The sequence below is a fragment of the Chitinophaga caseinilytica genome, from assembly GCF_038396765.1.
GTDB classification, from domain to species: Bacteria; Bacteroidota; Bacteroidia; order Chitinophagales; family Chitinophagaceae; genus Chitinophaga; species Chitinophaga caseinilytica.
The window spans coordinates 4,257,548-4,281,663 of record NZ_CP150096.1 but is presented as its reverse complement, the minus strand read 5'-3'; the positions used below and the strand labels follow the sequence as shown (position 1 = coordinate 4,281,663).

The following is a 24,116-nucleotide window of genomic DNA, read 5'->3' as shown; positions in this document are numbered from 1 at the left end:
TATGGTGGTTTTTTATGCTTGTGATGGTAAGTGCAGTACCGACCGGGCGTTTGCTGCGCGATGGAGGACCTCTCCGCCGCGGATCACCGTATCGATGCGCACGTCTTCGTCGAACAACACGATGTCGGCATCTTTCCCCGTGGCGAGCGACCCTTTACTCCCGGAAACCTTCATGATGGCAGCAGGCGTGGCGGTCATCATGCGTACGGCGTCGGCCATGGGCACGTCCGCCAGTTTTACCATGTTGCGTACGAGCCGGTCGGCCGTAGCCACGCTTCCCGCAAACTGTGTACGGTCGGGCAGTTTCGCCACTTCATCTTCTATGATCACTTTCAGTCCGTTTTCCCGGCTGCCGAGGATGCTTTCGCCCGGGGGCATGCCGGCGGCGCGCATGGCGTCGGTGATGAGGGCGGTTTTTTCCGGGCCTTTGAACTTGTAGACGAGCTTGAGCAGCGCGGGCGGCAGGTGCACACCGTCTGCGATGATTTCCACGGTCATATCGTCGAGCAGGAACGCGCTTTCGATGACGCCGGCGTAGCGGAAGGCGTTCCGCCGCGTAACGCCCGACATCGCCGAATAGAGGTGCGTGGCGTGGGAATAGCCGTGCTCCCAGGCGTCGAGCATTTCTTCGTAAATAGCGTCTGTATGTGCAACGGCGGGCAAAATCCCCCGGTGCCGGAGATAATCGCCGAAAGCGAGGGCGCCCGGGAGCTCGGGGGCGGCGCTCCAGCGCACGACTGATGTCGTATCCGCGAGCACGGACGCGTATTCCGCGGGGTCCGGGTTGCGGATGTAGCGCGGGTCTTGCGCGCCGCGTTGCTCCATGGCGAAGTATGGCCCTTCCAGATGAATGCCCAGGAATTCCGACCCTTTCCGGTTGAGCGGATGCGCGGCTTCGTAGGTGGAAATCGTGCGCCGCAGGCTGTCGGTATCGCTGCTGAGCGATGTAGGCGTCATGGCCGTGGTGCCGTATTGGATATGCGTTTCGGCGACTTTCAGGAAAGATGCCGCGTCCCCGTCCATAAAATCCGCATCGCCGCCGCCATGCACATGTATATCGATGAAACCGGGCGAAATATATTGCCCTTTCGCATCGATCTCCACGGCGCCGGAAACGGGAATATCGTCTTCCGCCACCGCCAGGATGCGGTTGCCCTCCGTCAACACCGTGCCGCCGTTGATGATGCGGTATGGTGTGATGATCCGGCCGTTAACGATTTTTATCTTCCTGGAATTCATATTCGGGTGTTGAAATAACGGGCCGGCGCAACAGCGACCAGCTGCGCACCAGGTGCCCGTAAAATGCATAATACATGAGGTAAGCGTAACAGGGCAATAGCACCCAGTAAGCGCTTCGTTCCCCCGCTATGTCCGCGAAAAAACCGTACACCAGCGGCAGCACCGCGTTACCGCAAAGCCCCATGATCAGGACAGACGCGCCCAGCTTGGTAAAACGGCCCAGTCCGTCGAGCGCCAGCGGCCAGATGCCCGCCCAAACGAGCGAGTTGGCCAGGCCCAGCAACACCACGAACCAAATGGACACATCCGTTTCATGCCCGAAAACGTTCACCATGCCGCGCATGTTCACGATGCAAACCGTAAGCACCGCGCCAAGTACCGTACAGAAACGGAGGGCGTTCACCTGTTTCACGAATTTCGGGATGAGGAGGATGCCGATGAAATACCCCACGATCGTGGCGCCCAGCGTATACGACGGGAACGTTTTGGCTTCGAGGAGCGGGATGCCCATGGAACCGGCGTAGGAAATGATCGTATCGATCGCTATGACCTGCGTTCCGACGTGCAGAAAGATCGCAATGGCGCCCAGGATCAGGTGCGGAAAATCGAAAATGCTTTTCTTCCCGCTGTTGATGGCCGCAGTTTCCGTGCTTTCGTTTTCCGTATCGATCTCCGGCAGCGGCGAAAACCGCACCACGAGCCCCAGCACGAACAATACGCTTCCCAGCACGGTGTACGGAATGATTACCCGGCGGATGAACGCATCCAGTACGGCTGCCCTTTCCGCTGCGCCCATGCCCGGCAAAGTTCGCTCCAGGTCAGTATCCGACACCCGCAGGATCACCGCGGCGAAGATCAGCGGGGCAATGATGCCGGCAAACTTGTTGCAGATCCCCATTACGCTGATGCGCTGCGCGGCAGACTCCTTCGGCCCGAGGATCGTGATGTAGGGATTGGCGGCGGTTTGCAGCACGGCCAGCCCTATTCCCAGGGTGAAAAGCCCCAGCAGGAACAAGGGGTACGCCCGCATGAGGGCCGCCGGTACGAAGAGGAAAGCTCCGAGCGACATCGCCCAGAATCCGATCATCATCCCCCGCTTGAACCCGATCGACCGCAACAGGTACGACGACGGAACAGACATCACCAGGTAAGAAATATAAAACGCGAACGTAACGAGGTACGATTGCAGGCTCGTCAGTTCGCAGGCGATCCTGAAATAAGGAATGAGGATGGCGTTCACCCACGACACGAAGCCGAAGATGAAAAACAGCATCCCGATAATAAGGATGGATATGCGCGTATCCCGCCGGCTCAGCGAGCCGGGGTCTACCATGCCGGTTTGTGTCCGCATCGGTCTGATTTACGGGTTTATACTGTCGGTTCCCAGCCCGGCTGGTAAGTCCGTTTCCATAATTTTTGCGCGGCGGCGTTGTTTTTGATCCGTCCGTTGGAAGGGTCGGTATGCAGCGTGCTTTGCGTGCGCAGCGCGATGTTGCCCAGCTGGCAGAGCAATGTGCTCTGATGGCCGCTGAGGATGTCGCTGTTGAGCGGCGCGCCGCTGCGGATGGCGGAGAAGAAGTTCTGGAAATGCAGCGCATCCAGCGCTTCGGCGGGATTGGTAAGGTTGCGCGCGTCGATCTTCATGTCGTTCTTCACGTCTTTGACCACTTTGTTGTCGAGGTCGTAAATGGTGTAGGCGTTGCCGTCGATCATGAGCGAACCTTTTTCGCCATAAAACACGACGCCAACGGTATTTCCTTCCAGCGGTTTGCCGTTGCAGCTCCGGCCTTCCCAGGCCATGCTGCTGTTGTTGTCGAATTCGAGGTTGATGACCTGCGTGTCCGGCGTTTCCCAATCGTCTTCGTAACGGTATCTTCCGCCGGCGGAAGACACGCGGATGGGATAATCCACGCCCATGCCCCAGCGCAGCAGGTCGATCATGTGGGTGCCGTTGTTGAGGGCTTCGCCCGTCCCCCAATTCCAGAACCAGTGCCAGTTATAGTGGATGAGGTTATCGCGGAAAGCCTTGCGGGGCGCGGGCCCCTGCCAGAGTTCGTAGTTCAGCCATTCGGGAACGGCGGTTTCCTTTCCGCGGCCGATCGACTGGCGGTTGTTGGTATACCATCCCTTCCCGAAATAAACGCGGCCGATCGCACCGTCTTTCAGCTCCCGGATGCCTTTGATGACATTGGGCCAGGACCGGCGCTGGTTGCCCATCTGGATAACGGATTTGTATTTTTTCTGCGCGGCAACGAGCAATTCGCCTTCGTGTGGATTGTGGCTGCAGGGCTTTTCGAGATAAACGTGCTTACCGGCTTTGGCGGCGAGGATGGCGGCAGGTGCGTGCCAATGGTCGGGCGCGGCGATGATGAGCGCGTCCATATCTTTTTGCTCGAGTGCTTTCCGGAAATCAGGGATGTTGGCCGGCTGCTTTTTTTGTATGTCGTTGACTTTGGCGATGCACTTTTCGCTGGCGCGGGTATCTACGTCCGAAACGGATACCACTTCGCAATCGGGCTGTTTGGCATAATTCTGCGCGAGGGCCAGTCCGCGGGCGTTCACGCCCATCATGCCTACCCGGATGCGCTCGTTGGCACCGAGAATGGAGGCGTAACTTTTGGCGCTGAAGCCGGGGAGGATGCCGCCGGCGGCCATGAGGGCCGTGCCTTGCGCGGTTTTCTTCAAAAACGATCTGCGTGTATTTTTCATAAGGTGGATTTTATGGGTGGATGGATGTTCAGTGCTTGCGTTTCCTGGCGCGGTCGAACATCGCCGCTACGGAAACCGGCGCGCCTTTCCTGCGTTTGCTTTCGTCTGCCGCATCCATGAAAGCGAGGATTTCGAGGGTCGCTTCGCGGGAAACGGGTGGCTTACCCGTCCGGAAGAACTCCGCAATCCGCAACAGGAGCGGTTCGTAGCCTTTGTATGGCCCCAGCGGTACGATGCTGCTCTCGCCGAAGGCGTTGCCGCCGTAATCCTGCTTTCCGCCGCGGATGCCCCGGTACGTACCGATCCGCCCTCCTTCCCAAACGCCTACTACAACGTCGGCGTCGGCCGTGGAAGTCCGGGAAACCGTCTGGCAGCCGGTCCCCATCACGGTACAGAGCATTTCCACGCCATGGATGCCGTACCAGTAAAGGTCGGGATGCGTTTTTTCCAGCGCGCAGGGACTGAAGGTTTCCGCACCGAATACTTTGCCGATAGAGCCGCCGGCCACGGCCTGCACATTATCTACATACCGCAGCGAAGAAGCGGAGAACACGGGCGCGTTATGCTTTTCGGAGAGGTTGAATATTTCGATGCCCTCGGCCAGGGAAGCGGCCAGGGGCTTGTCTATGAACACTTTCTTCCCGGCGCGGATGGCGGGAAGGGCTTGCCGGAGATGGGGCCGCCCGTCGTTGGATTCCACCATCACCACGTCGGATTTGGCGAGGAGCGCGTCCATGTCGGAAACGATTTCCACGCCGAGTTTCTTCAGTTCTTCCACGAAGCCCGGCATGCGTTTCTGGTTGTTCTCGATATCTGGGCTTGCTTCGGGGAGCGCGGCCACGATGCGGAACCCCTCGAGGCCGGGCGTCACTATATCTTTATTGAAACTTTTCGCGAAGGCGACGGCATGCGAGGTATCGCAACCGATGATGCCGATGCGGACGGGATCGGCGGCCAGGGCCATGGCGCGGAGGGTCGGACTGGCGGAAAGGCCGGTGGCGATGCCTGCGGCGGTTATGGACTGGAGGAACTGTCGGCGGTCGTAGCGTTGATGCATGGTGGAACTTTATCTTCTGGTATTGTATTTACGCTGTCTGTAGATCTGGTCTGGCAAGGATTTCGGTAATTCCGGGTACGTACCCGTAACTCATTCCTTAAAAACGGCTGTCCGGCAACCGTTGTCTGTGAAATACCCTGCAACATCGGGTACGCACCCGGAAGTTAGTAATTTAAATCGGATAATTGCAAGGAAAACGGGAAGGAAAAAAATATTTTGTCCGTTCCCTTATATTAATGCCTCCCTCCTGCCGGAATATCCGGTAACGGCGAAATTTATTTGCAAATTCCGGAATTGACTTGTACTTTCGGGTACGTACCCGGATTTCATCCACGTATTTCTGAAATCTGCTCCTACAAAGTAAAGCAGACGCCGTGTACGCACCCGTAAAAAGACAACCAGGTCATCGCATAAAAAAACGTTTATGGAAGATTCGACAGCCACCGTTCGTTCCACCGCTCCCGCACCCGCCGCCAGTCGCGGTAAAGCCTGGCTGCAAGCCATCGGGCCCGGCCTCATCACGGCCGCGCTCGTGTTCGGCCCCAGCAAGATCACCGTTGCCTCCATGATGGGCGCCAAATATGGCTATGCCCTGCTCTGGCTGGTGGTGGTCGCTATTTTCTTTATGATCATTTTCGCCGTGATGGCGGCCCGGGTCGGCATCGCCACCAGTGAATCCGCCCTCACCACCATCGGGAAAAAATGGGGCAAAGGCGCGCGCATCGCCATCGGCGTGGGCGTTTTCCTCGTGTGCGCTTCGTTCCAGGCGGGCAACTCCATCGGCATCGGGATCGCTGTGGGCGAAGCCACGCATACGGCGCCGGGCATTTGGGTGATCGTGTTCAACCTCGCCGCGATGGTCATGCTTTTCTTCCGCAGTTTTTACAAATCGCTGGAAAAGGTCATGATCGCGCTCATCGGGCTCATGCTCCTCGCCTTCTGCACTACTTTCTTCTTTACCCAACCTTCACTGCCGGATGTGGCCAAAGGTTTTGCAGTGCCTTCCCTGCCGGAAGGTTCCCTGCCACTCACCATCGCTTTCATCGCCTCGTGCTTCTCCATCGTGGGCGCATTGTACCAGGCCTACCTCGTCCAGGAGCGCAAACGGATCAATCCGCAGGCAAAACAAACGGGCCGGGAAGCCATCCCGGGCATGGTGATCCTCGGCATCCTCGCGGCCATCGTGATGTCGTGCAGCGCGGCGGTGTTGCATAGCCGCAACATCAACGTCACCAAAGCGACGGACATGGCCATCGCCCTCGAGCCGATCTTCGGCAACTTCGCTTCGGCGCTGTTCCTTTCCGGCCTTTTTGGCGCCTCCTTCTCCGCGATGATCGGCAACGCCGCACTGGGCGGCACTTTGCTGGGCGACGCGCTCGGGTTTGGCGGCTCACTGCAATCGGGTAAGGTAAGGATACTCATCGGCGTCATCATGGCGCTCGGGGCCACGGTCGCCCTTTCCTTCGGGAAACTGCCGCTGGAGCTCATCGTGCTGGCGCAGGCGGTCACCATTTTCATCGTTCCCTTCATCGGTGTGGCGCTGTACCTCGTCGCCAACGACGAAAAGATCATGGGCCCCATGAAAAACCCGCCGTACGTGAAATTCTTCGGCGCACTGGGCCTCATTTTCATGTTCATCCTCGCCGCCAGCAACGTCAAAACATTATTCTTTTCATAATCAACTCGCAAACTATACGACATGGACGCAATATTCTCGACCGTTGAAGAGCTGCTGAAGCCTTCCGAAGCATTGGTAGCAGACATCGCGCGCCTCGAAGGCGACATCCTCATTCTCGGCGTTGGCGGCAAGATCGGCCCCAGCCTCGCCAAACTGGCCAAACAGGCCGTAGACGCATCCGGCGTTCCCCGCCGCGTGATCGGCGTGAGCCGGCTTTCCGAGCCCGGCCTCCGCGAAGAACTGGAAGCCGCCGGTGTGGAAGCCATCTCCGCCGACCTGCTGAACGAAGCCGACCTCGCCGCGCTGCCCGACGTTAAAAACGTGCTCTACCTCGCCGGCACCAAATTCGGCACCACCGGCAAGGAAGCCTTTACGTGGGCCATGAACGCCTATCTCCCCGGCCGCGTGGCGGAAAAATACCGCAACTCACGGATCGTGGTATATTCCACCGGGAATGTATATCCCCTCGTGCCCGTGTACTCCGGCGGAGCAGACGAAAGCACGCCCGTTGGCCCGGTCGGCGAATACGCGCAATCCTGCCTCGGCCGCGAGCGCATCTTCGAACATTTCTCCCAGCAATACGGCACGGAACTGCTGATTTACCGCCTCAATTACGCTAACGATCTCCGGTACGGCGTGCTCCTGGAAATCTGCAAATCCGTCGTAAACGAAACCCCCATCGATCTGCGCATGGGCCATGTAAACGTAATCTGGCAGGGCGATGCCAACGAATATGCGCTCCGCTCCTTCCTGCATACTTCCGCTCCCGCCAAATACCTCAACATCACAGGCCCTGAAACGGCTTCCGTTCGCTGGATCGCAGAGGAATTCGGCAAACTGGCCGGCAAAACGCCGCAGTTCGTGAACGCGGAACAGGATACGGCACTGCTCAACAACGCCGCCGAAAGCTTCCGCCTGTTCGGCTACCCGAAAGTGACCCTGCGCGATATGGTCCGCATGACGCTCGAATGGTACCAGAGCGGTGGCGCCACCATCAAAAAACCCACCCATTTCCAGACCCGGACGGGCAAATTCTAAAAAACACAACTACGATTCGCATACATATGGACGCATCCATCAAATCACTGCTTTACAGCGGCACGGTCATCCCTGCCCATCCGCTGGCACTCACGGAAGACCGGCAGCTCGACGAAGCCCGCCAGCGCCGGCTCACCCGCTACTACATCGCCTCCGGCGCAGGTGGCGTGGCCGTGGGCGTGCACACCACCCAATTCGAGATCCGCTGGCCACAATACAACCTCTACGAACGCGTGCTCCGGCTCGCCGCGGAAGAGATCGACAAAGCACAGCTCAACCGTCCGTTCATCCGCGTAGCCGGGATCGCCGGGCCTACCGAGCAGGCCGTGAAGGAAGCCGGCATCGCCAGGGAGCTTGGGTATCATATCGGGCTTGTAAGCCTGGGTGGACTGAAAGACTATTCCGAAGCCCAGCTCGTTGAACATGTGGCGGCCGTGGCGGAAGTGATCCCCGTTTTCGGATTTTATCTCCAACCTTCTGTAGGAGGTCGTATATTGAGTTACGATTGCTGGCGCAGGATGGCCGACATTCCCAACCTGCTCGCCATCAAGACGGCGCCGTTCAACCGCTACCAGACGCTCGACGTATTCCGCGCCGTGTGCCACTCCGAACGTTGCGACGAAATCGCGATGTATACGGGGAACGACGATAACATCGTGGCCGACCTGCTGACCACCTACCGCATTCCCGTAAACGGGAAGATCGTGGAAAAGCGCTTCGCCGGCGGATTGCTGGGCCACTGGTCGGTTTGGACCAGCAAAGTGGTGGAGTTGTTCAACCAGATCCGGCAGAACCCTGCAGATATGGGCCTCATGAGCACCAATATCGCGGTGACGGACATGAACGCGGCGCTGTTCGACCCTTCCCATTCCTTCAAAGGCTCCATCGCCGGGCTGCATGAAGTGTTGCGGAAACAGGGGCTGATGGAAGGGACCTGGTGCCTGAGCGATCATGAAGTGCTGTCGCCCGGCCAGGCCGAAGAAATCGAAAGGGTGATGCGCGAATACCCGGAACATACCGACGACGAATTCGTGCGCGCTTTCCTCGAAAAGGACAAAATTTAATGCATATATGCTGAAGGAAAAGATCCGGGACATCGCCCGCAGTTTGCAGGACAACGCCGTAGCCACGCGCCGGCATCTGCATGCCAACCCGGAACTATCGTTCATGGAAGAGAAAACCGCCGCATTCCTGGCCGCAAAGCTCGATGCACTGGGCATCCCCTACGAAAGGATGGCGGGCACGGGGCTCGTGGCGATCATGGAGGGAACGAAAGGCCCGTCAGACGCAGTGATCGCGCTGCGCGCCGACATCGATGCGTTACCGATCACGGAGTTGAACGACGTGCCTTATAAATCGCAATCCCCCGGTGTCATGCATGCCTGCGGGCACGATGTGCATACTACTTCGCTCCTGGGCGTTGCGGAAATCCTGCTGCAATTGCGGCATGAATTTTCCGGCCGGGTGAAGTTCATTTTCCAACCTGGCGAGGAATGCATTCCCGGCGGGGCGAGCCTGATGATTAAGGAAGGCGTGTTGCAGAACCCCGCGCCTGCACGCATTTTGGGGCAGCACGTTATGCCCGAACTGCCGGTGGGCAAGATCGGGATGCGGGCGGGGCGATATATGGCCAGTGCCGATGAGATCTATATCGAAGTGTACGGAAAGGGCGGCCATGGCGCCATGCCCCACACTACCGTAGACCCCGTGATCATCGCCAGCCACATGATCATCGCGTTTCAGCAAATCGTGAGCCGCAATGCCAATCCAACCATGCCGTCGGTTTTATCGATCGGTAAAGTTATCGCCGATGGCGCGCACAATGTCATACCCGACAAAGTGATCATCGACGGTACCTTCCGCACGCTGGACGAAACCTGGCGCTTCGATGCGCACGACCGGATCCGTAAACTGGCGCATGCCATTGCGGAGGGAATGGGCGGAAGCTGCGAGGTGGATATTCGTGTAGGCTATCCCGTTCTGATCAACCATGAAGCATTGACGGCCGAAGTGCGGGCGCTTACGGAAGAATATATGGGTGCCGACAATGTGGTGGACCTTCCCATCTGGATGGCCGCGGAAGATTTCGCGTCTTATTCCCAGGTCGCTGACGCCTGCTTTTACCGGTTGGGCGTGGGCAATGAGGAACGCCGTATTACTTCCGGGCTGCACACCGCTACTTTCGATGCCGACGAACGATCGCTGGAGATCGGCGCCGGGCTGATGGCCTGGCTGGCGCTGCGATCGCTGGGTGCTTCGTAAAACTGATGTTCTGTCAAGTTCAATATCCGGCCGTGTCTTGAGATGCGGCCGGTTTTGTTTTGGCACCAACAATGAACGTGGTTATGCAGAACGATTTCCGTTCCCGGAAAAATTCAAACTTGTTGGTAAATATGTCAAATTCTATAGCCGGCCGCATCTTGAGATGCGACTGGTTTTGTTTTTGTACCAACAATCAACTTGCTTAAGCAGAACGATTTCCGTTCCGGGAACAATTCAAACTTGTTGGTTTAATGCATGGAAGAAATGAGTGGAGAGAACAGTTGGGGGATAACCCTACAAGCCCTGGAACAATTCGCTGAGTGAAATGCCAAGTTGTTTGACGATGGCGCTGAGGGTGCTGATAGACACATTGACTTGCCCTGTATCTATCCGGTTGATTTGTGCATGGCCAATGCCGGCGCGATCCGCGAACTCGCGGTTGCTCATGCCCGTTTCTTCGCGCAGCCGTTTAAAGCGCGCGCCGAGGGCTTTCAGCAATTTATCGTCCCGGATTTCATCCATCCGGCCAAATTGAAGAAAAGCAGAAAATATATTGACCTCGTATGTGAGGCTGCGTGCATTTTTTCACTTATATTGCTATAAATAGGAAGCCATCAGGCTTTGTCGGCAGTTGAATGCCACGCCATTTTTTTGGCGTTCCCCTTTCACCTAAATCATGCACATGGAAAATAACCCGGCCACGCAATTGAAAATCATCCTTGAAGAATTTATCGACAGTCTTGCAGAAGATGGCATCACACATGCGTCTATCAGCATAAGTGGCCCTGTACATCTTTTCCAACCCGATCATTCCCGCCAGGTGATCCCTGCCGGCGATAAAATGTATGTGGTGCAACATTATCACCCCCACGCCAAAATCCCTGCAGACATCATGCTCCGGCACGACGACGGTAAATAATCCCATCGTCCCGCAAAGCTATCCCCGCTCCTCCTGAAATCCGCTGGGCATCCGCCCATCATTGGAAAGTACGGGCGTAAAAAAAGGCCCCCTGGCACAAGGAGCCCAATTCTTCATATCGTGAAACCACTACCGGGAACCGGCAGCGACGTTATCCATCACCGCAATACGGCTCCAGAGCTCGTACAGATTTTTCCCGCCGTTCATGGCGGTGCCGCGCGCTTGCAGCGTGCCTACGTAAGTGAGGCCCAGCGTATCTTCCGCAACTGACCAATAATGAAATTCATTGGATTTTCCGCTTTTCTGGAACGTCTCCGATTTGCGGAGGAACTCCATTTTTTGCGCATAGGATTACGCGCGGAGCAGGAACATGCAGCTAACGAGGTACAGGCGTTTCATCTGAAAAAGGGGATTTTCCGTAAAATAAGGAAAACCCGCGGCAAAGCGCGGGTTTTCCGGAAGTTGAAAAGTATAGCACTATCTCAGCAGTTCGATCCACCCTTTCAGGAGGCGTGTGCCCGTTGGGGTCTTCAGTTCCAGGATGTAATAGTACACCCCTTGGCTGAGGCCGCCGCCGTCCCAGGTGTTGTCGTAGTTCTTGTTCTGATAGATGAGGTTGCCCCAACGGTTGTAGATCGTCAGCACAGAACCCGGGTACCGCTGGATGCCCGGTATCTTGAACTGATCGTTCCGCCCGTCGCCATTCGGCGTGATGGTGTTGGGGATGAAGATATCGTCTCCCGTAACAGGGATCGGCGCAATGGTAAAGCGGTTGTCGCTCAGATCGATATCGATTTCCTTCCCTTTGATGCTCACACTGTTGACCACTGCTTCGCCGTTCAGGAGCTTCGCGGTGAAGGTCGCCGTTTCGGTGGAACCGTTCGCCATGGCGGGGATCGTCCAGACGATGATGCGCCCGTTTTCGCGGAACGTGATCTGGCCCTTGCTGGCGGTCAGTGTAATGGGATTGCTGAGCATCGACGCCAGCGTATCCCTCACCTCGATCTGCGTGCCGCCATCCGGGCCCTGGTTAGAAGCGGTGATGGTAAACTGGATGATGCCTCCCACGCTCAATGGTTGCGGCGCCACGGCGCTCTTCAGCACTTTCAGGTTCGCATACTGCTTCGTTTCCACGATCACTACGGACGTGTCGGGTGTGGAGATATCCGGCGGGCCGGTTATCGATACCGCATTCCGCACGGTGCCCGTGTCTTTGAGCGTCAGTTGATAAGTCCATGTTACGGTTTGTCCGCCGTTCAGCTGCCCTGCATTCCAGGTCAGCAAGCGGGTAACCGGGTCGAAGGACGCGGTGCCTTGCGGCGGTGCGCTGAATACAGGATCGGAAACCAGTCGCGCTGCCGGGATCGTGTCTACCACAATTACCGGGCTCACCGCAGCCGCGCCGTGGTTCGTGACGCGCAGGGTGTACGTCAGCGTTTGACCGGGGGAATACGGCCCTCTTGGCGGGTTCACGGACTTGGCGACTTCGAGCCTGTTCTTTTCAACGATGGAGGTGCTCACCGTTGCGCTCCGGTTATTGGAACTATCGCTGTCTTCCATGCCCGTCGGCGTATTGATCCAGGCCACGTTCGCAGCGGTAGCCGGCTGATCCGGCGCGATGGCCGTGATTTCCAGGACAACGGAACCTCCGTTCGGGAATGTCCCGATCACCGCTCCGGCTATTTGTCCATTCAGGGAAGTCTGCACGTTCGCCGCGCCACCGGATGCAGAAACCACGCGCATCGCCAATTGGCCGAGGTTCGCTGCCAGCGTATCTTTCACGGTTGCACCATCAGCGGCGGACGGCCCGTCGTTGAAGATTTCCAGTTGATAGGTGATCGTTCCGCCCACGTATACCTGTGCCAGCCCGGTTTTCACGATCCGCAGATCGGCGATCGGATCAGTATCGATGATAACGACCGATGTATCAGGCGTTGAAATATCCGGCGGGCCGGTGATGGACGCAGCATTGCGCACCGTGCCGGTATCTTTCAGGGTGAGTTGATATGTCCAGTCCAGCGTCTGTCCGGCGTTCAGCGTGCCGATATTCCAGGTCAGCAAGCGGGTGGCCGGGTCGAAGGACGCGGTACCTTGTGGCGGTGTTCCAAACGCGGGATCGGTAACGAGCCTGGTCACGGGGATCGTATCCACCACCGTCACCGGGCTCACCGCTGCCGCACCGTGGTTCGTGGCGCGCAGGGTGTACGTCAGTGTTTGACCGGGGTTATACGGGCCGTTGGGTGGCGCCACCGATTTAGCGATTTCCAGTCTGTTTTTCTCAACGATGGAGGTGTTCACCGAAGTGCTCCGGTTGTTGGAACTATCGCTGTCCTTCAAGCCGGCCGGCGTATCCACCCAGCCCGTGTTCACCGCGGTGCCAGGCTGATCCGGCCCGATGGCCGTGATTTCCAGGACAACGGAACCTCCATTCGGGAATGTCCCGATCACCGCTCCGGCTATTTGTCCATTGAGGGATGTCTGCACATTCCCCGCTCCTCCCGCGCTAGACACCACGCGCACCGCCAATTGGCTCAGGTTCGCCGGCAGCGTGTCTTTCACCGTGGCGCCGTTGGCTGCCGCGGGGCCGTCGTTGAAGATTTCCAGCTGATAAGTGACCGCGCCGCCCACGTACACCTGTGCCGGGCCCGTTTTCACGATCCTGAGATCGGCCAGCGGGTCCACATCGATGATAACGGTGGATGTATCCGGGGTGGAAACGTCAGGCGGGCCCGTCACCGAAGCCGCGTTCCGTACCATGCCGGTATCTTTCAGCGTCACCTGGTAGCTCCAGCTGACGGCCGAGAACGGGTTCACCAGTCCTGCATCCCACGTCAGCACGCGGGTTGCGGGGTTGAACGTAACAGTTCCCTGCGGCGGCGCGCTGTAAACAGGATCGGTTACGAGCGATGCGGCAGGCAGGGTATCCGTTATCTGTACGGGATTCACGCCGCGGCTGCTTTCGTTTCGCGCCGTAAGCGTATATGTCAGCGTTTCTCCCGGGTAATAAGGCCCGGTAGCCGGACTGATCGTTTTATCGATGTCGAGCTTGCTCTTTGCCACGATGTTGGAAGTAGCCGTACTGATGTTGTTGGAACTGTCGCTGTCCGGAACACCGGCAGGTGTAAATATGAGCCCGGCATTCACGACGGTCCCCGGCGTTACGGCCGTGGCCACGATCCGCAGCGTGGCTTTGCCGCCAGGCGGCAGCGTGCCGATGGTTGCCATCACCGCATTGCCGTTCACGCTCGTCGAAATCCCTGCTACGCCGCCGTTGCTGGAAACCACCGTTACCACGGGGTTCACCAGGCTGTTCGGGATGGTATCGCGAACGATGGCGCCGTTGGCCGGCGATGGGCCGTGGTTTTCGATTTCGAGGTCGAACCACATCGTTGAGCCTTCATACGCTTCGTGCTGGCTTGTTTTGCGGATCGATACATCGGCGAGTGCTTTGATAATGCTCGATACCGTGTTCGAAGAAATCTCCCCTTGTCCGGGTGTTGTGAGATGCGCCGTATTCAGTACGGTGCCGTCTGGCGCATTGGTCCGCACGGTGCCCGTTACGAGCACGGTCAGCGAAGCGGTATCCGCGGCCGGGAGATTTGCCGTCACCGAAACAACGTTCCCGGTGCCGCTTTGGCCGCTGGTCACAACACCGCCTTTTCTCGTAAGCACCGTCCATTGCACGTTTTCGAGCACATCGGGGATCGTGTCTATCATCGTTACGCCGTTCGCATCGCTGGGGCCGGCGTTGGAGAAGCTGATGGTATAAGTCGCCTGCGCGCCGCGGCTCATTTCCGCCGGGCCGGTTTTCGTGATCGACAAATGCGATTCGGACGTTACCAGTGTTGACGCCGTTGCATTGGCTGGCGGTACGCCCGGTTCTGCCGGTGTTACCGTAGCGGTGTTAACGATCGTGGCGACCGCATTCGGTGCAACGATGCCGTCTACGGTGATGATGATGCCGTTTGCTACACCTGCAGGAATATTGGCGGTCACGGCTACGTTGTTCGAAATCGCGCCGTTTCCGCTCACTACGGTGGCCTGGCCATAAGGCACGGCCGTCCAGAAAGTATTGGTGATAACCGCCGGCACCACGTCCGTAATTACAGTACCGAGCGCATTGCTCAGGCCCTGGTTGCTGACGCGGATGATGTACCGGATGGGCTGGCCCGCCACGATGCTCGCCGGACCGCTCTTTTCGACAACGATCCTCGGCTGCACTTCCACCCTGGTGCCTACCGTTGCCGTGTCTGCAACAGCCCCAGGCTCTACCGGCCGGATGATGGCCGTATTGAACAGCGAATCGCGGTAATCGGGCAGCAGCGTGCCGTTGATGGTAAGCGTTACGCTATGGCCGGCGCCCGGCGGGATGGTAACCGTCATATCGATCGGGTTGCCGGTGCCGGACGACGGGCCCGTAATCTGCGCATTACCCGTAACCGTGGCCGTATACGTTACATTGGTCACGGCGGCAGGTACGGCGTCTATGATATGCGCGTCTTTAGCGAGGCTCGGGCCGTCATTGGTGGCTGTCACCACCCATGTGATATCGGATCCCGCCACAATGCTGGCAGGCCCGGATTTGGTGATTTGCACTTCGGGCTGCAGCGTGATGAGGGTTTGTGCCGATGAGGTGTCGGGGTTGCTGCCTGGCTCAGACGGGATGACGTACGCCGTGTTCAGGAGCGTGCCTGCGAACGAGGAGTCTACCCTCCCTTCCACAAACACCAGCAAAGACGTTCTCGGCGGCATGTCCACCGAAATATTCACGTTGTTGCCTGTTCCCGATTGTCCGGAATTTACCACTACGCCTGCATCCGCTCGCGCCACGATCCACTGTGTCCCGTGTATGTTGGCCGGCACTACGTCTGTAATGCTGATGCCCTTATTGCTGCTCGGCCCTGCGTTCGAAACGTTGAGCGTATAACTGATGAGCTGGCCTGCATGCAGCGTAGCCGGCCCGGATTTCACGATGGATAAATTCGCTTTCCGGTCGATGATGGTGTTCACCGGCGGGGAAACCACCGGAATATCGCCCGGCTCACTGCCCGCGAGCGTTGCGGTATTCACCAGCGTACCCGTCGCGTCTTCGGCCACTTCGCCACTCACGATGATGGTAATGGCTGCGCCGGGCGTGGGCGGAATATCGCCCGTTACACGCACCTGCGGACCGCTGCCGGTAGCGCCCGTAGTCACTGTTGCGCCATTCACCGCCATGGCCACCCATACCACATTGTTCAGCCTGCTGTCTATCGTATCGGTGATCACCGCGCCGCGGGCATTCGCCGGCCCGGCATTGCTGGCGGTGATAACGTATTGCATGACATCTCCGGCGGTTACCCTTGCCGGCCCGTCTTTCCGCACCTTCAGCGCTACCTGCTTATCGACAACAGTGACGGCCGAATCGGAAATGGACGGAATGCCCGGTGCAGACACTACCGCAACATTCTTGATGGTACCGGCGAAGTCGGGATCGATGGTGCCTTTGATGCCGATGATCACGAGGTTGCCCGTGCCGCCGGGTATATTGGCGGAGGTTGCCACGTTATTGCCCGTGCCGGAGAACGGCCCGGTGATGATGGCGGCTCCTGCAACGGTTACATCCCATTTCACATTGGTGATTTCCGGCGGAACGACGTCGTTGATGTCTACATCCGTAGCGTCTGACGGGCCATTATTGATCACCACGATGTCGTACGAAATGTCACTGCCTGCCTGCGCGGTGGCCGCGCCGGTCTTGCGGACGATCAGGCCCGTCAGCTTGCCGACACCGGTAAGGACGATGCTCTGGTTATTGGGCAGGTTGTAATCGGTAACGTCGTTCGGTGTCACGGAAGCCACATTGGTGATGGCGGTACCGCCTGCCGTGGGGTTTACGATACCCCGCACTGCGATGGCGATAAAATTGTTCGCCTTGCCCGGGCCGATTTTCGCCGGCAGCCGGATCAGGTTGCCGCTGCTGTCTATCCTGGCGGAATCCAGGATGGATGCATCGCCGAAGGCTTCGGCCGTCCAGGTTACATTAGTGATGGCAGCGGGGATCTGGTCTTCGATGAGCATATCGTTGCTGCCCACTTTACCATGATTGCGGATCACCATCACATAGTTGATCACCTCACCTGCGTTCACAGCCTGCGGCCCGGATTTCTGGATGGAAATATCGGTGGAACGGTTGACGGACGTGGTTACGGAGCTTTCCTTGTGCGAGCCTGCGGTTACGCTGGCCGTGTTCACGATGGTGCTCCCCGCGCTTTCCAGTACAACGCCCGCGATGTTCAGCACGATCGTGTTGCCCGTGCCCACGGGTATATCCCCTGTTGTGGAAACTGCATTGGTGGCGCCCGATGTGGCGCCCGTCACTGTTGCGGTGCCGGTAGCGGCGGCCGTCCAATCGTACACGCGGATGGAAGCGGGAACATTATCAGTGATAACGGCGCCGGTGATATTGCCCGAACCGCCGTTGGAGATCACCACGCGGTAACGGATCGTATCCCCCACGTTCGTGATCGCCGGGCCCGTTTTACCGATGCGCACCACGGGATCGTTGTCGATCACGGTGATCACGGTCGACGAATTGTCTGCCGGATTCGGGTCTGTGGCATTGCTGCCGGCCGGCAGGTTGATGCTAGCGGTATTGGAGATCGTGCTGCCATTCACCATGGCCGGAGATACTACGCCCCGAACGATCACTTCAATAAAGCTGGCCCCGTCCGAAGGCATATCGGCCGTCAGCGAGATATTATTGGCGTTTCCGGAAGTTGGTGTCAGGTTGGCTACGCTGCCCTGTGCCGTGGCGGTCCAGGTAACGTTCAGGATGCTGGCCGGGATAATGTCCTGGAACACGGCGCCGAAAATCTCGGTAGGCCCGTCGTTATACGCACGGATGATGTATTCTATCGGCTCGCCTGCAGCTGCATTCGCCGGTCCGGCCTTCACCACCCTGAGATTGGCGACCCTGTTCACGAGCGTTGTGACCGTTGCCGTATCGCCGCCCACGGGCGTGGTAGACGGATCGTTCAGCGCGATGGCGGTATTGGTAAATGTTGTCCCGGTAAACGCGGGATCGAGCACTCCGCTCACCACAATGGTGATGATGGCGGCAGGATCGTGCGGGATGTTGGCCGTTGTCAATACATCGCCGCTGCCGGATGCCGGCCCGGTAAGCGTTGCGCCGCCACTGCCGGTTGCAGCCCATACTGCTTGCAGGATTTGAGGCGGCAGCACATCTTTGATCGTCACATTTTCTGCGCGGCTGGGGCCGTCGTTAGTAACGCGGATGATATATTCTCCCGGCGTACCGGCTTCCGTCACCGCCGGGCCCGATTTTTCAATTCTTATCCTCGCCTGTTTTGTAGCGTTGGTAGTTACGGAAGATGTAACCGGCGGCGTATTGGGCTCAGCCGGGTCTGCCACGGCCCTATTGGTAAAGGAGCCCGCGAAATTGTCGGCCACCTGGCCGGTGATGGTGAAAGTGATTTCGTTCCCGGAGCCGGCCGCAATGTCGCCCGTAGCCGCCAGGATATTGCCCGAACCGGTGGCGCCGGTCAGTACGGCCGCGTTGCCGGTGGCGGAGCTGGTCCACGTCGGGTTGATGATATTTGCCGGGATCGTATCCCGGATAACGGTGCCCCGTGCATTGGAAGGCCCGGTATTGGCGATGCGCACCCTGTACACGATGGTACCGCCGGCGAAAATATTGGCAGGTCCGGTTTTGCTGATGAGCACGCCCGGTACCTTGTTCAGCACGGTCACTACGGTATCCGAGTTCACCGGTTTGCCGGGGGCTTCGTCAGAAACCGCTACCGCGAAATTGCGGATCGTATCGATCGTTGCATCCGGGCGAATGGAGCCCGTGATGTTGATGGTGATCATTCCCTGTACCGCGGGGATGCTGCCTTTCACCAGCAGACTGTTCCCCGTTCCCGTAGCGCCAGCTGTGATGGTTGCGCCGCCCGTTGCGGTGGCGAACCAGGCCGTGTTCGTCAGAACGGCATTCAGCGCGTCGGTGATCTGCACCTCTTTCACGGCCGATGGGCCGCCATTGGTCACGATCAATGTGTAACTGATCGTTTCCCCGGCCGCCGCAGTCGCAGGGCCGTTCTTCCGTACTCTTACCGATGTTTCGCGGGTGACGGTGGTGGTTACCTGCTGCGAGGTGACCGGCTTTGCATCCGGCTCTGTTGGTGTTGCCGTTGCGGTGTTGGTGAAGCTGCCGCTGAACAGCGGGTCCACGATGCCGGTAACCGTGATCAGCACCACGTTGCCGGCCGAATTGCCGCCCGGGATGTTGGCCTGCACAGCCAAAGTATTCCCCGTACCGGAAGCACCGCCGAGTATCGTGGCCGAACCCTGTCCCACTGCCGTCCAGCTAACATTGGTCACCGGTGCGGGAATGAGGTCAGTGATCGAAACGTTTTGTGCGTCAGACGGTGAATTGTTGCGGACGCTTACGGTATAAACGATCTGCTCTCCGGCCGATAATTTAGCCGGCCCGGTTTTCTGGATGATCAGTTCCGGGATGCGCTGCACCACTACCGTTGCCGTATCGGAAACGGCGGAAGCGCCCGGCTCTGAAGGCGTTGCCGTGGCGATGTTCTGGATCTGCCCGGATATTGCGGGATTCGTTTTCCCTTTCACCGTGATGAGGATGCGGTGTACCCGGCCCGCCGGGATGTTGGCCGTCACCGAAACATTATTCCCTGTTCCTGTGGCGCCGCTGGTAACCGTTGCCAGTCCGCTGCGGGTGGCCGTCCAGCTCACACCACTGATCGATGCGGGCACTACGTCCGTAATCACTACATTCTGCGCCGAAGCGTTGCTGGTATTAAAGACTTCGATATTGTAAATGATGCTGTCTCCCGCCAAAACCGTGTCTACCGCGGATTTGATAATCCCGAGCACGGGTGTCCGCTGAACGGTCGTGACTTTGGTGGAAGTATCGCCTGTGCTGGAGGTGCCCGACGGCGTCACGATGGCCGTGTTGATGATGGTACCGTCGAAATCGGGACTGATCGTACCGTTGACGGTGATCCGGATCAGGTTGCTCTGCCCTGCATCGATGTTGGCCGTCAATGAAATATTATTACCCGTTCCGGTGGGCGAACTGGTGATGATCGCATTGCCCGACGTTACGGCAAACCAGGTGGCGCGCGTAATCGAAGCCGGTACCACGTCTGTTACCGTAATATTCCGTGCATTGCTCGGTCCGGCATTGCCGACCGTAATGACATAGGTGATCTGATCGCCGGCAGAAGCATTGTCTGGCCCGGATTTATCGATCGTCAGCGTTGCGCGGGAAGTCAATTCCGTCACCACTTCGTTAGACGTAACCGGCGAAGTGCCCGGCTCGGAAGGCGTTACCGTGGATGTGTTGCGGATAACGCCGGTGGCGCCGGGAACGATGGTGGCATGCACAATGATCGTGATCGTGGAGCCTGCGTTCATGTTGGCCGTCACGTCGATGGTATTTCCCGATCCGGAGGCGCCGCTAACGATCACCGCCGTGCCTTGTGTAACGGTGGCCGTCCAGCTGCCATTGGATAGGCCGGCGGGCAGCAGGTCGTGGATGACTGAGTTGGAAGAATTGGAAATGCCGGTATTGGATACGGTGATGGTATAAGCGATCTGTTCACCCGCCACCGCGAATGCCGGCCCGGCTTTCACGATCGTCAGGTCCACATCTTTGGAAACCACGGTGGATTCGACGTCCGAAACCGGGTCTGCGCCCGCTTCCGAAGGTGTGGCCGTAGCCGTGTTGGAGAGCGTCTCCGCAAAATCGGGACTCACGGTGCCGTTTATACGGATCACGATACGGTTGGAGCTGCCGGCCGGGAAATTCCCCGTCAACCTAACCGCATTGCCCGTACCTGAATTGCTGCCTGTAATGGATGCGGCCCCTTCTGCGGTGGCCGTCCACTGCACCTGCGAAATCTCGGGAGGCACGTTATCCGTAATGACGGTGTTCACCGCATCGCTCGGGCCATTATTCACCACCACGATCGTGTAGCTGATGGGGCCGCCCGCTATGGCCGTATGGCTTGCGGGGCCAGACTTGTCGATCAGCAATCCCGGGCTGCTGATAATAAGCGTGGATGTGGTATTGGATTGCGAGGGCCCCACCGTTGGCTCGGAAGGTGTAGCCGTTCCCGTGTTTTCGATCGTTCCCGTTGCATCCGAATTCACCGTACCGGTAACCGTCACATATAAATGCCCGGTATCGCCGGCAGGATAATTCGCTGTAACGCTCACCGTGCTCCCCGTTCCCGTGGCGCCCGAAACGATGCTCACCTTTCCGGTGGCCACCGCCGACCAGCGCACGTTACTCATTTTCGTGGAGATCACATCGGTGAAGACCGTATTTTCCGCATTGCCCAAACCGGTATTGCCAACCCGCACCCCGAACGAGATCTCCTCGCCCGCAACCGTCGATGAAGGCGCACGTTTCAGCACCTCGAAGAATGGCCGCCGCACCACCGGCACCGTCACCGTGCTGGAAGCACCGTCCGGGTCCGGAATGTCGGGCGAAGTAGCCGTAGCCGTATTGGTAAGGTCTCCTTCAAATCCGGGGTCGATCTTCCCTTCCACCAAAATCTCGATCGTAGACGCACCTACGGGAATATCCGCATTCACGACGATCGACCGGCCCGTAGACTGGTTATTGAGTATCGCGGCCGATCCGGTAGCCGTCACATGTATGTTTGCGGGAATGAAAGCCGCGGGAAGATCGTCGCGGATGAACACCGCCGGGTCGTTGCTCGGTCCGGCGTTGCGCACCACGATCCTGTAGGAGAAATCCTGCCCGGCGATATACGGCCCGCTTTCCACCACCGTTTTTTCGATCTGGATATCTGCCTGCGACACAAACCGCAGGACCACCGTGTCTGTAGACGGCGGGCAATTGTTGTTGGCGACCGTCCACACCAGCGTGGCGCTCGTGTTTGGCGTAAGAAGGGCCGTGGTGAAGGGATCATGGATATCTCCCAGGCTGGCGTTGCCGCTGATGACGGTCCAGGTTCCTGCTCCGTTCGTGGGGTTATTGGCCTGGTTGACGAATGTTCCCGAATTGTACTGCGTCTGGTCGGGGCCTGCGTTCGCAGGCGTTGGCTGCGCTTCGATCCCGATCGTGACATCGTCGGATACCGGCGGGCATCCCCCATTGGCGACCGTCCAGCGTAAAACGTAAGCCCCCGGCACCAGTCCGGAAACCGTTGCCGTGGCGCTGTTCGGATCGCTGAAAGTAACGTTGGTAGGGCCGCTCACCATCGTCCAGGTGCCTTGTCCTACCGCGGGCGGAGTGGCCGCCATCGGGGTAGACGTTACCGCGCATAGCTCCTGATCAGGCCCGGCCAAAGCCGGCGAAGGGGGTGCGGAAACGGTGAGCGAGAAGGGATAAACGGGCGAATTGCAATTGACGCCCGATTTATTGAATAGGATCGTAAAGTTATAAGTGCCTGGTGCCGTTCCGGCGGGAATGGCCACGGGGATGGGCGACGCCGGCAGATTGGCCAGCGTTACGGCCTGAAACCCGGGCAGGTTGGTAGTTGTGATGGAATATCGGTCCGGGTTGCCGGAAAGTATCGTATAAGGAAGGTTAACGGAAGTAACGCCCTGGCAAATATCTGCGAGGGTACCTACCGTCATTGCGAGCTCCCGCTCCACATTTACGGTATAAATATTGGAAACCCCGTCGCCCTGGCACCCGGCAACCGAAGCGGTCACGCGGTAGTCGCGGGGCTCGGTAAGTGCGCCGGTATTGAGCGTAGGCCCGGTTTGGCCGGTCATTACAGACCAGTTATTGGCGCCTGCGGGGCTCGATTCCCAGACATAGGTGAACCCGGTGGTTGGGGTTCCCGTTCCTGCTTTCGGCGTAACGGTGGCCGTAAGCGTAGCGGCGGTATTATAACAAACCGGGGAATTCCCCGAAATGGCGACGGTGTAATCGATCACTTTCACTTCCAGCGGGTCGGACACTACGCGGCAATTGGCATTATTGATCTCCGCCTGTCCGCCAGCGGCTTCCACCCTGTATTCAAAGCCTGCCTGCGCATTGGCAATGGGGAATGAACGCTGATTGCTGGCGCCGTTGTTTATGACGGTGCCTATGTTTTCCCAGTTGCTGGTGCCTAACTGTCTGCGTTGCAGCTGGAAGTAATACGACGAATAGCTGCCCGCGGGCAGCGAAACGTTCACACTGGTATTTCCGCCGGCGCAAACCGTTCCCGCGCCCTGGCTGAAGGTGATCGGGGGGCCGCAGGCGGCGAAGGCGATATCGTCCAGCGCAAGATCGTTCCCATTGCTGTTCGGCGTGTTGCTGTAAATACGGAGGATGATGGAGCTGGTGGTAGACGGCATCTGGAAAAGGCCCGCCAGCCGCACCCAGGTCCCGGGCGCCTGGTACGCTACCTGCCCGGTAGACACCTGCGTGAGCGGGGTGCCGTTGGGGTTGTTCGCATCCATGATATCGAAGCGGAGGCTCGGGTTAGCTACGCCCCTGCTGGGGTTGATGTTCATGATCCAGGCAGAAAACTCGAAAGTGGTACCTGCGCAAAGCCCTGTGATCGTGCGCTCGTAGAATCTGCCCGGCGTAGCTTCCGCGTCTACCACCATACAGCGGCCGGTAAAATCGCCCGTGGTATGGTCTGGCCGGTCAACGAAATAGGTGTTGTTGTACCCCCTTGTGGTGTTACTGATCACGTACTGCCCGGGGTACGGCCCCATGGGCCTGCCCCCCAAACCGGGATAATACTGGATGTAGGTGGTCATCCCCGCCGGAAGCGCGGGCCCCAGCGAAGGCCGGGCGGTGGAAGGCGCCGTACCGAAGGTTTCCAGGAAAACCGGGTCGCCCAGGGAGCCGGTACACGACTGTCCCCGCACCATGCCGGACAAAGCCAGCAATACCGCGGCAGGCAGCAAGGTCCGGAGGGCGGCGGACAAGAAACCCGGCAACTTGGCGCGGGAGGGAACACTAAGTTTCAGGATACGTAACATTCTCGCCATACGACTAACAGGATTGGATTCGTTTGCTTTAACCTGACCGGAACCGGCCTAAACGGGGCAATCTTTCGGGTAACACGGGTGTATTCGTAGGTTCCGGTCGTATCTCAAATCATAGGAATCAACGCATTAGGTGGCGGGATTGTTTAAAAGGGGGTGATTTTTAACCCGGTGAATGGGGCGCCCCTCCCGCCGGGGCATCCTCCGGCGCTCGAGTCGGG

Annotated in this window: 12 protein-coding genes; 5 read left to right on the top strand and 7 right to left on the bottom strand. The window is 58.4% G+C overall.

What is annotated here, in order from left to right:
* Nucleotides 1-12 precede the first annotated feature (12 nt).
* Genes nagA through WJU22_RS17535 form a run of 4 tightly spaced genes read right to left on the bottom strand, consistent with a single transcriptional unit; the run spans nt 13 to nt 5,005 of the window.
* Nucleotides 13-1,239 carry an N-acetylglucosamine-6-phosphate deacetylase gene (gene nagA / locus WJU22_RS17550; RefSeq protein WP_341839471.1) on the bottom strand — a complete coding sequence of 409 codons (1,227 nt, stop codon included), beginning with the start codon at nt 1,237-1,239 and terminating at the stop codon, nt 13-15.
* A complete protein-coding gene (locus WJU22_RS17545) occupies nt 1,211-2,590 on the bottom strand; it encodes a sugar MFS transporter (RefSeq protein WP_341839470.1) in 1,380 nt (459 codons plus the stop codon). The genes nagA and WJU22_RS17545 overlap by 29 nt, the downstream gene beginning before the upstream one ends.
* 17 nt (nt 2,591-2,607) lie before the next feature.
* Entirely contained in the window at nt 2,608-3,948 is a 1,341-nt protein-coding gene (locus WJU22_RS17540) for a Gfo/Idh/MocA family oxidoreductase (protein WP_341839469.1), read from the bottom strand.
* A 28-nt stretch (nt 3,949-3,976) separates the two neighbouring features.
* Complete coding sequence (locus tag WJU22_RS17535; RefSeq protein WP_341839468.1) at nt 3,977-5,005, bottom strand: Gfo/Idh/MocA family protein; 1,029 nt, start codon at nt 5,003-5,005, stop codon at nt 3,977-3,979.
* Between the two features lie 424 nt (nt 5,006-5,429).
* Between WJU22_RS17535 and WJU22_RS17530 the strand changes: the two genes are divergently transcribed.
* The 4 genes from WJU22_RS17530 to WJU22_RS17515 are packed head-to-tail and all read left to right on the top strand — an operon-like array spanning nt 5,430 to nt 9,983.
* Nucleotides 5,430-6,683: an Nramp family divalent metal transporter gene (locus WJU22_RS17530; RefSeq protein WP_341839467.1), complete on the top strand. Its 1,254-nt coding sequence runs from the start codon at nt 5,430-5,432 to the stop codon at nt 6,681-6,683.
* Between the two features lie 21 nt (nt 6,684-6,704).
* Nucleotides 6,705-7,721: an NAD(P)-dependent oxidoreductase gene (locus WJU22_RS17525; protein ID WP_341839466.1), complete on the top strand. Its 1,017-nt coding sequence runs from the start codon at nt 6,705-6,707 to the stop codon at nt 7,719-7,721.
* A 26-nt stretch (nt 7,722-7,747) separates the two neighbouring features.
* On the top strand, nt 7,748-8,785 hold the full coding sequence (locus WJU22_RS17520; protein ID WP_341839465.1) for a dihydrodipicolinate synthase family protein: 1,038 nt from the start codon (nt 7,748-7,750) through the stop codon (nt 8,783-8,785).
* Between the two features lie 7 nt (nt 8,786-8,792).
* Nucleotides 8,793-9,983 (top strand): M20 family metallopeptidase, encoded by a 1,191-nt coding sequence (locus WJU22_RS17515; protein ID WP_341839464.1) that lies wholly within the window; start codon nt 8,793-8,795, stop codon nt 9,981-9,983.
* 294 nt (nt 9,984-10,277) lie between these two features.
* Here the strand turns inward: WJU22_RS17515 and WJU22_RS17510 are convergent, their stop codons facing one another.
* The gene (locus tag WJU22_RS17510; RefSeq protein WP_341839463.1) at nt 10,278-10,505 is read right to left on the bottom strand and encodes a helix-turn-helix domain-containing protein; all 228 of its coding nucleotides are present in this window, start codon (nt 10,503-10,505) and stop codon (nt 10,278-10,280) included.
* A gap of 160 nt (nt 10,506-10,665) precedes the next feature.
* Here WJU22_RS17510 and WJU22_RS17505 point away from each other — a divergent pair, with 160 nt between their 5' ends.
* On the top strand, nt 10,666-10,902 hold the full coding sequence (locus tag WJU22_RS17505) for a hypothetical protein (protein ID WP_341839462.1): 237 nt from the start codon (nt 10,666-10,668) through the stop codon (nt 10,900-10,902).
* Nucleotides 10,903-11,031: 129 nt separating this feature from the next.
* Here WJU22_RS17505 and WJU22_RS17500 read toward each other — a convergent pair whose 3' ends face one another.
* Together WJU22_RS17500 and WJU22_RS17495 are read right to left on the bottom strand one after the other, a co-directional pair.
* Entirely contained in the window at nt 11,032-11,238 is a 207-nt protein-coding gene (locus tag WJU22_RS17500) for a hypothetical protein (protein WP_341839461.1), read from the bottom strand.
* Between the two features lie 141 nt (nt 11,239-11,379).
* Nucleotides 11,380-23,898 (bottom strand): gliding motility-associated C-terminal domain-containing protein, encoded by a 12,519-nt coding sequence (locus WJU22_RS17495; RefSeq protein ID WP_341839460.1) that lies wholly within the window; start codon nt 23,896-23,898, stop codon nt 11,380-11,382.
* Nucleotides 23,899-24,116: the final 218 nt, after the last annotated feature.

Excerpts from the sequence above, each read along its gene's own strand:
- nagA (WP_341839471.1), bottom strand. The coding sequence starts at position 1,239 with ATGAATTCCAGGAAGATAAAAATCGTTAACGGCCGGATCATCACACCA.
- WJU22_RS17545 (WP_341839470.1), bottom strand. The coding sequence starts at position 2,590 with ATGCGGACACAAACCGGCATGGTAGACCCCGGCTCGCTGAGCCGGCGG.
- WJU22_RS17540 (WP_341839469.1), bottom strand. The coding sequence starts at position 3,948 with ATGAAAAATACACGCAGATCGTTTTTGAAGAAAACCGCGCAAGGCACG.
- WJU22_RS17535 (WP_341839468.1), bottom strand. The coding sequence starts at position 5,005 with ATGCATCAACGCTACGACCGCCGACAGTTCCTCCAGTCCATAACCGCC.
- WJU22_RS17530 (WP_341839467.1), top strand. The coding sequence starts at position 5,430 with ATGGAAGATTCGACAGCCACCGTTCGTTCCACCGCTCCCGCACCCGCC.
- WJU22_RS17525 (WP_341839466.1), top strand. The coding sequence starts at position 6,705 with ATGGACGCAATATTCTCGACCGTTGAAGAGCTGCTGAAGCCTTCCGAA.
- WJU22_RS17520 (WP_341839465.1), top strand. The coding sequence starts at position 7,748 with ATGGACGCATCCATCAAATCACTGCTTTACAGCGGCACGGTCATCCCT.
- WJU22_RS17515 (WP_341839464.1), top strand. The coding sequence starts at position 8,793 with ATGCTGAAGGAAAAGATCCGGGACATCGCCCGCAGTTTGCAGGACAAC.
- WJU22_RS17510 (WP_341839463.1), bottom strand. The coding sequence starts at position 10,505 with ATGGATGAAATCCGGGACGATAAATTGCTGAAAGCCCTCGGCGCGCGC.
- WJU22_RS17505 (WP_341839462.1), top strand. The coding sequence starts at position 10,666 with ATGGAAAATAACCCGGCCACGCAATTGAAAATCATCCTTGAAGAATTT.
- WJU22_RS17500 (WP_341839461.1), bottom strand. The coding sequence starts at position 11,238 with ATGGAGTTCCTCCGCAAATCGGAGACGTTCCAGAAAAGCGGAAAATCC.
- WJU22_RS17495 (WP_341839460.1), bottom strand. The coding sequence starts at position 23,898 with ATGGCGAGAATGTTACGTATCCTGAAACTTAGTGTTCCCTCCCGCGCC.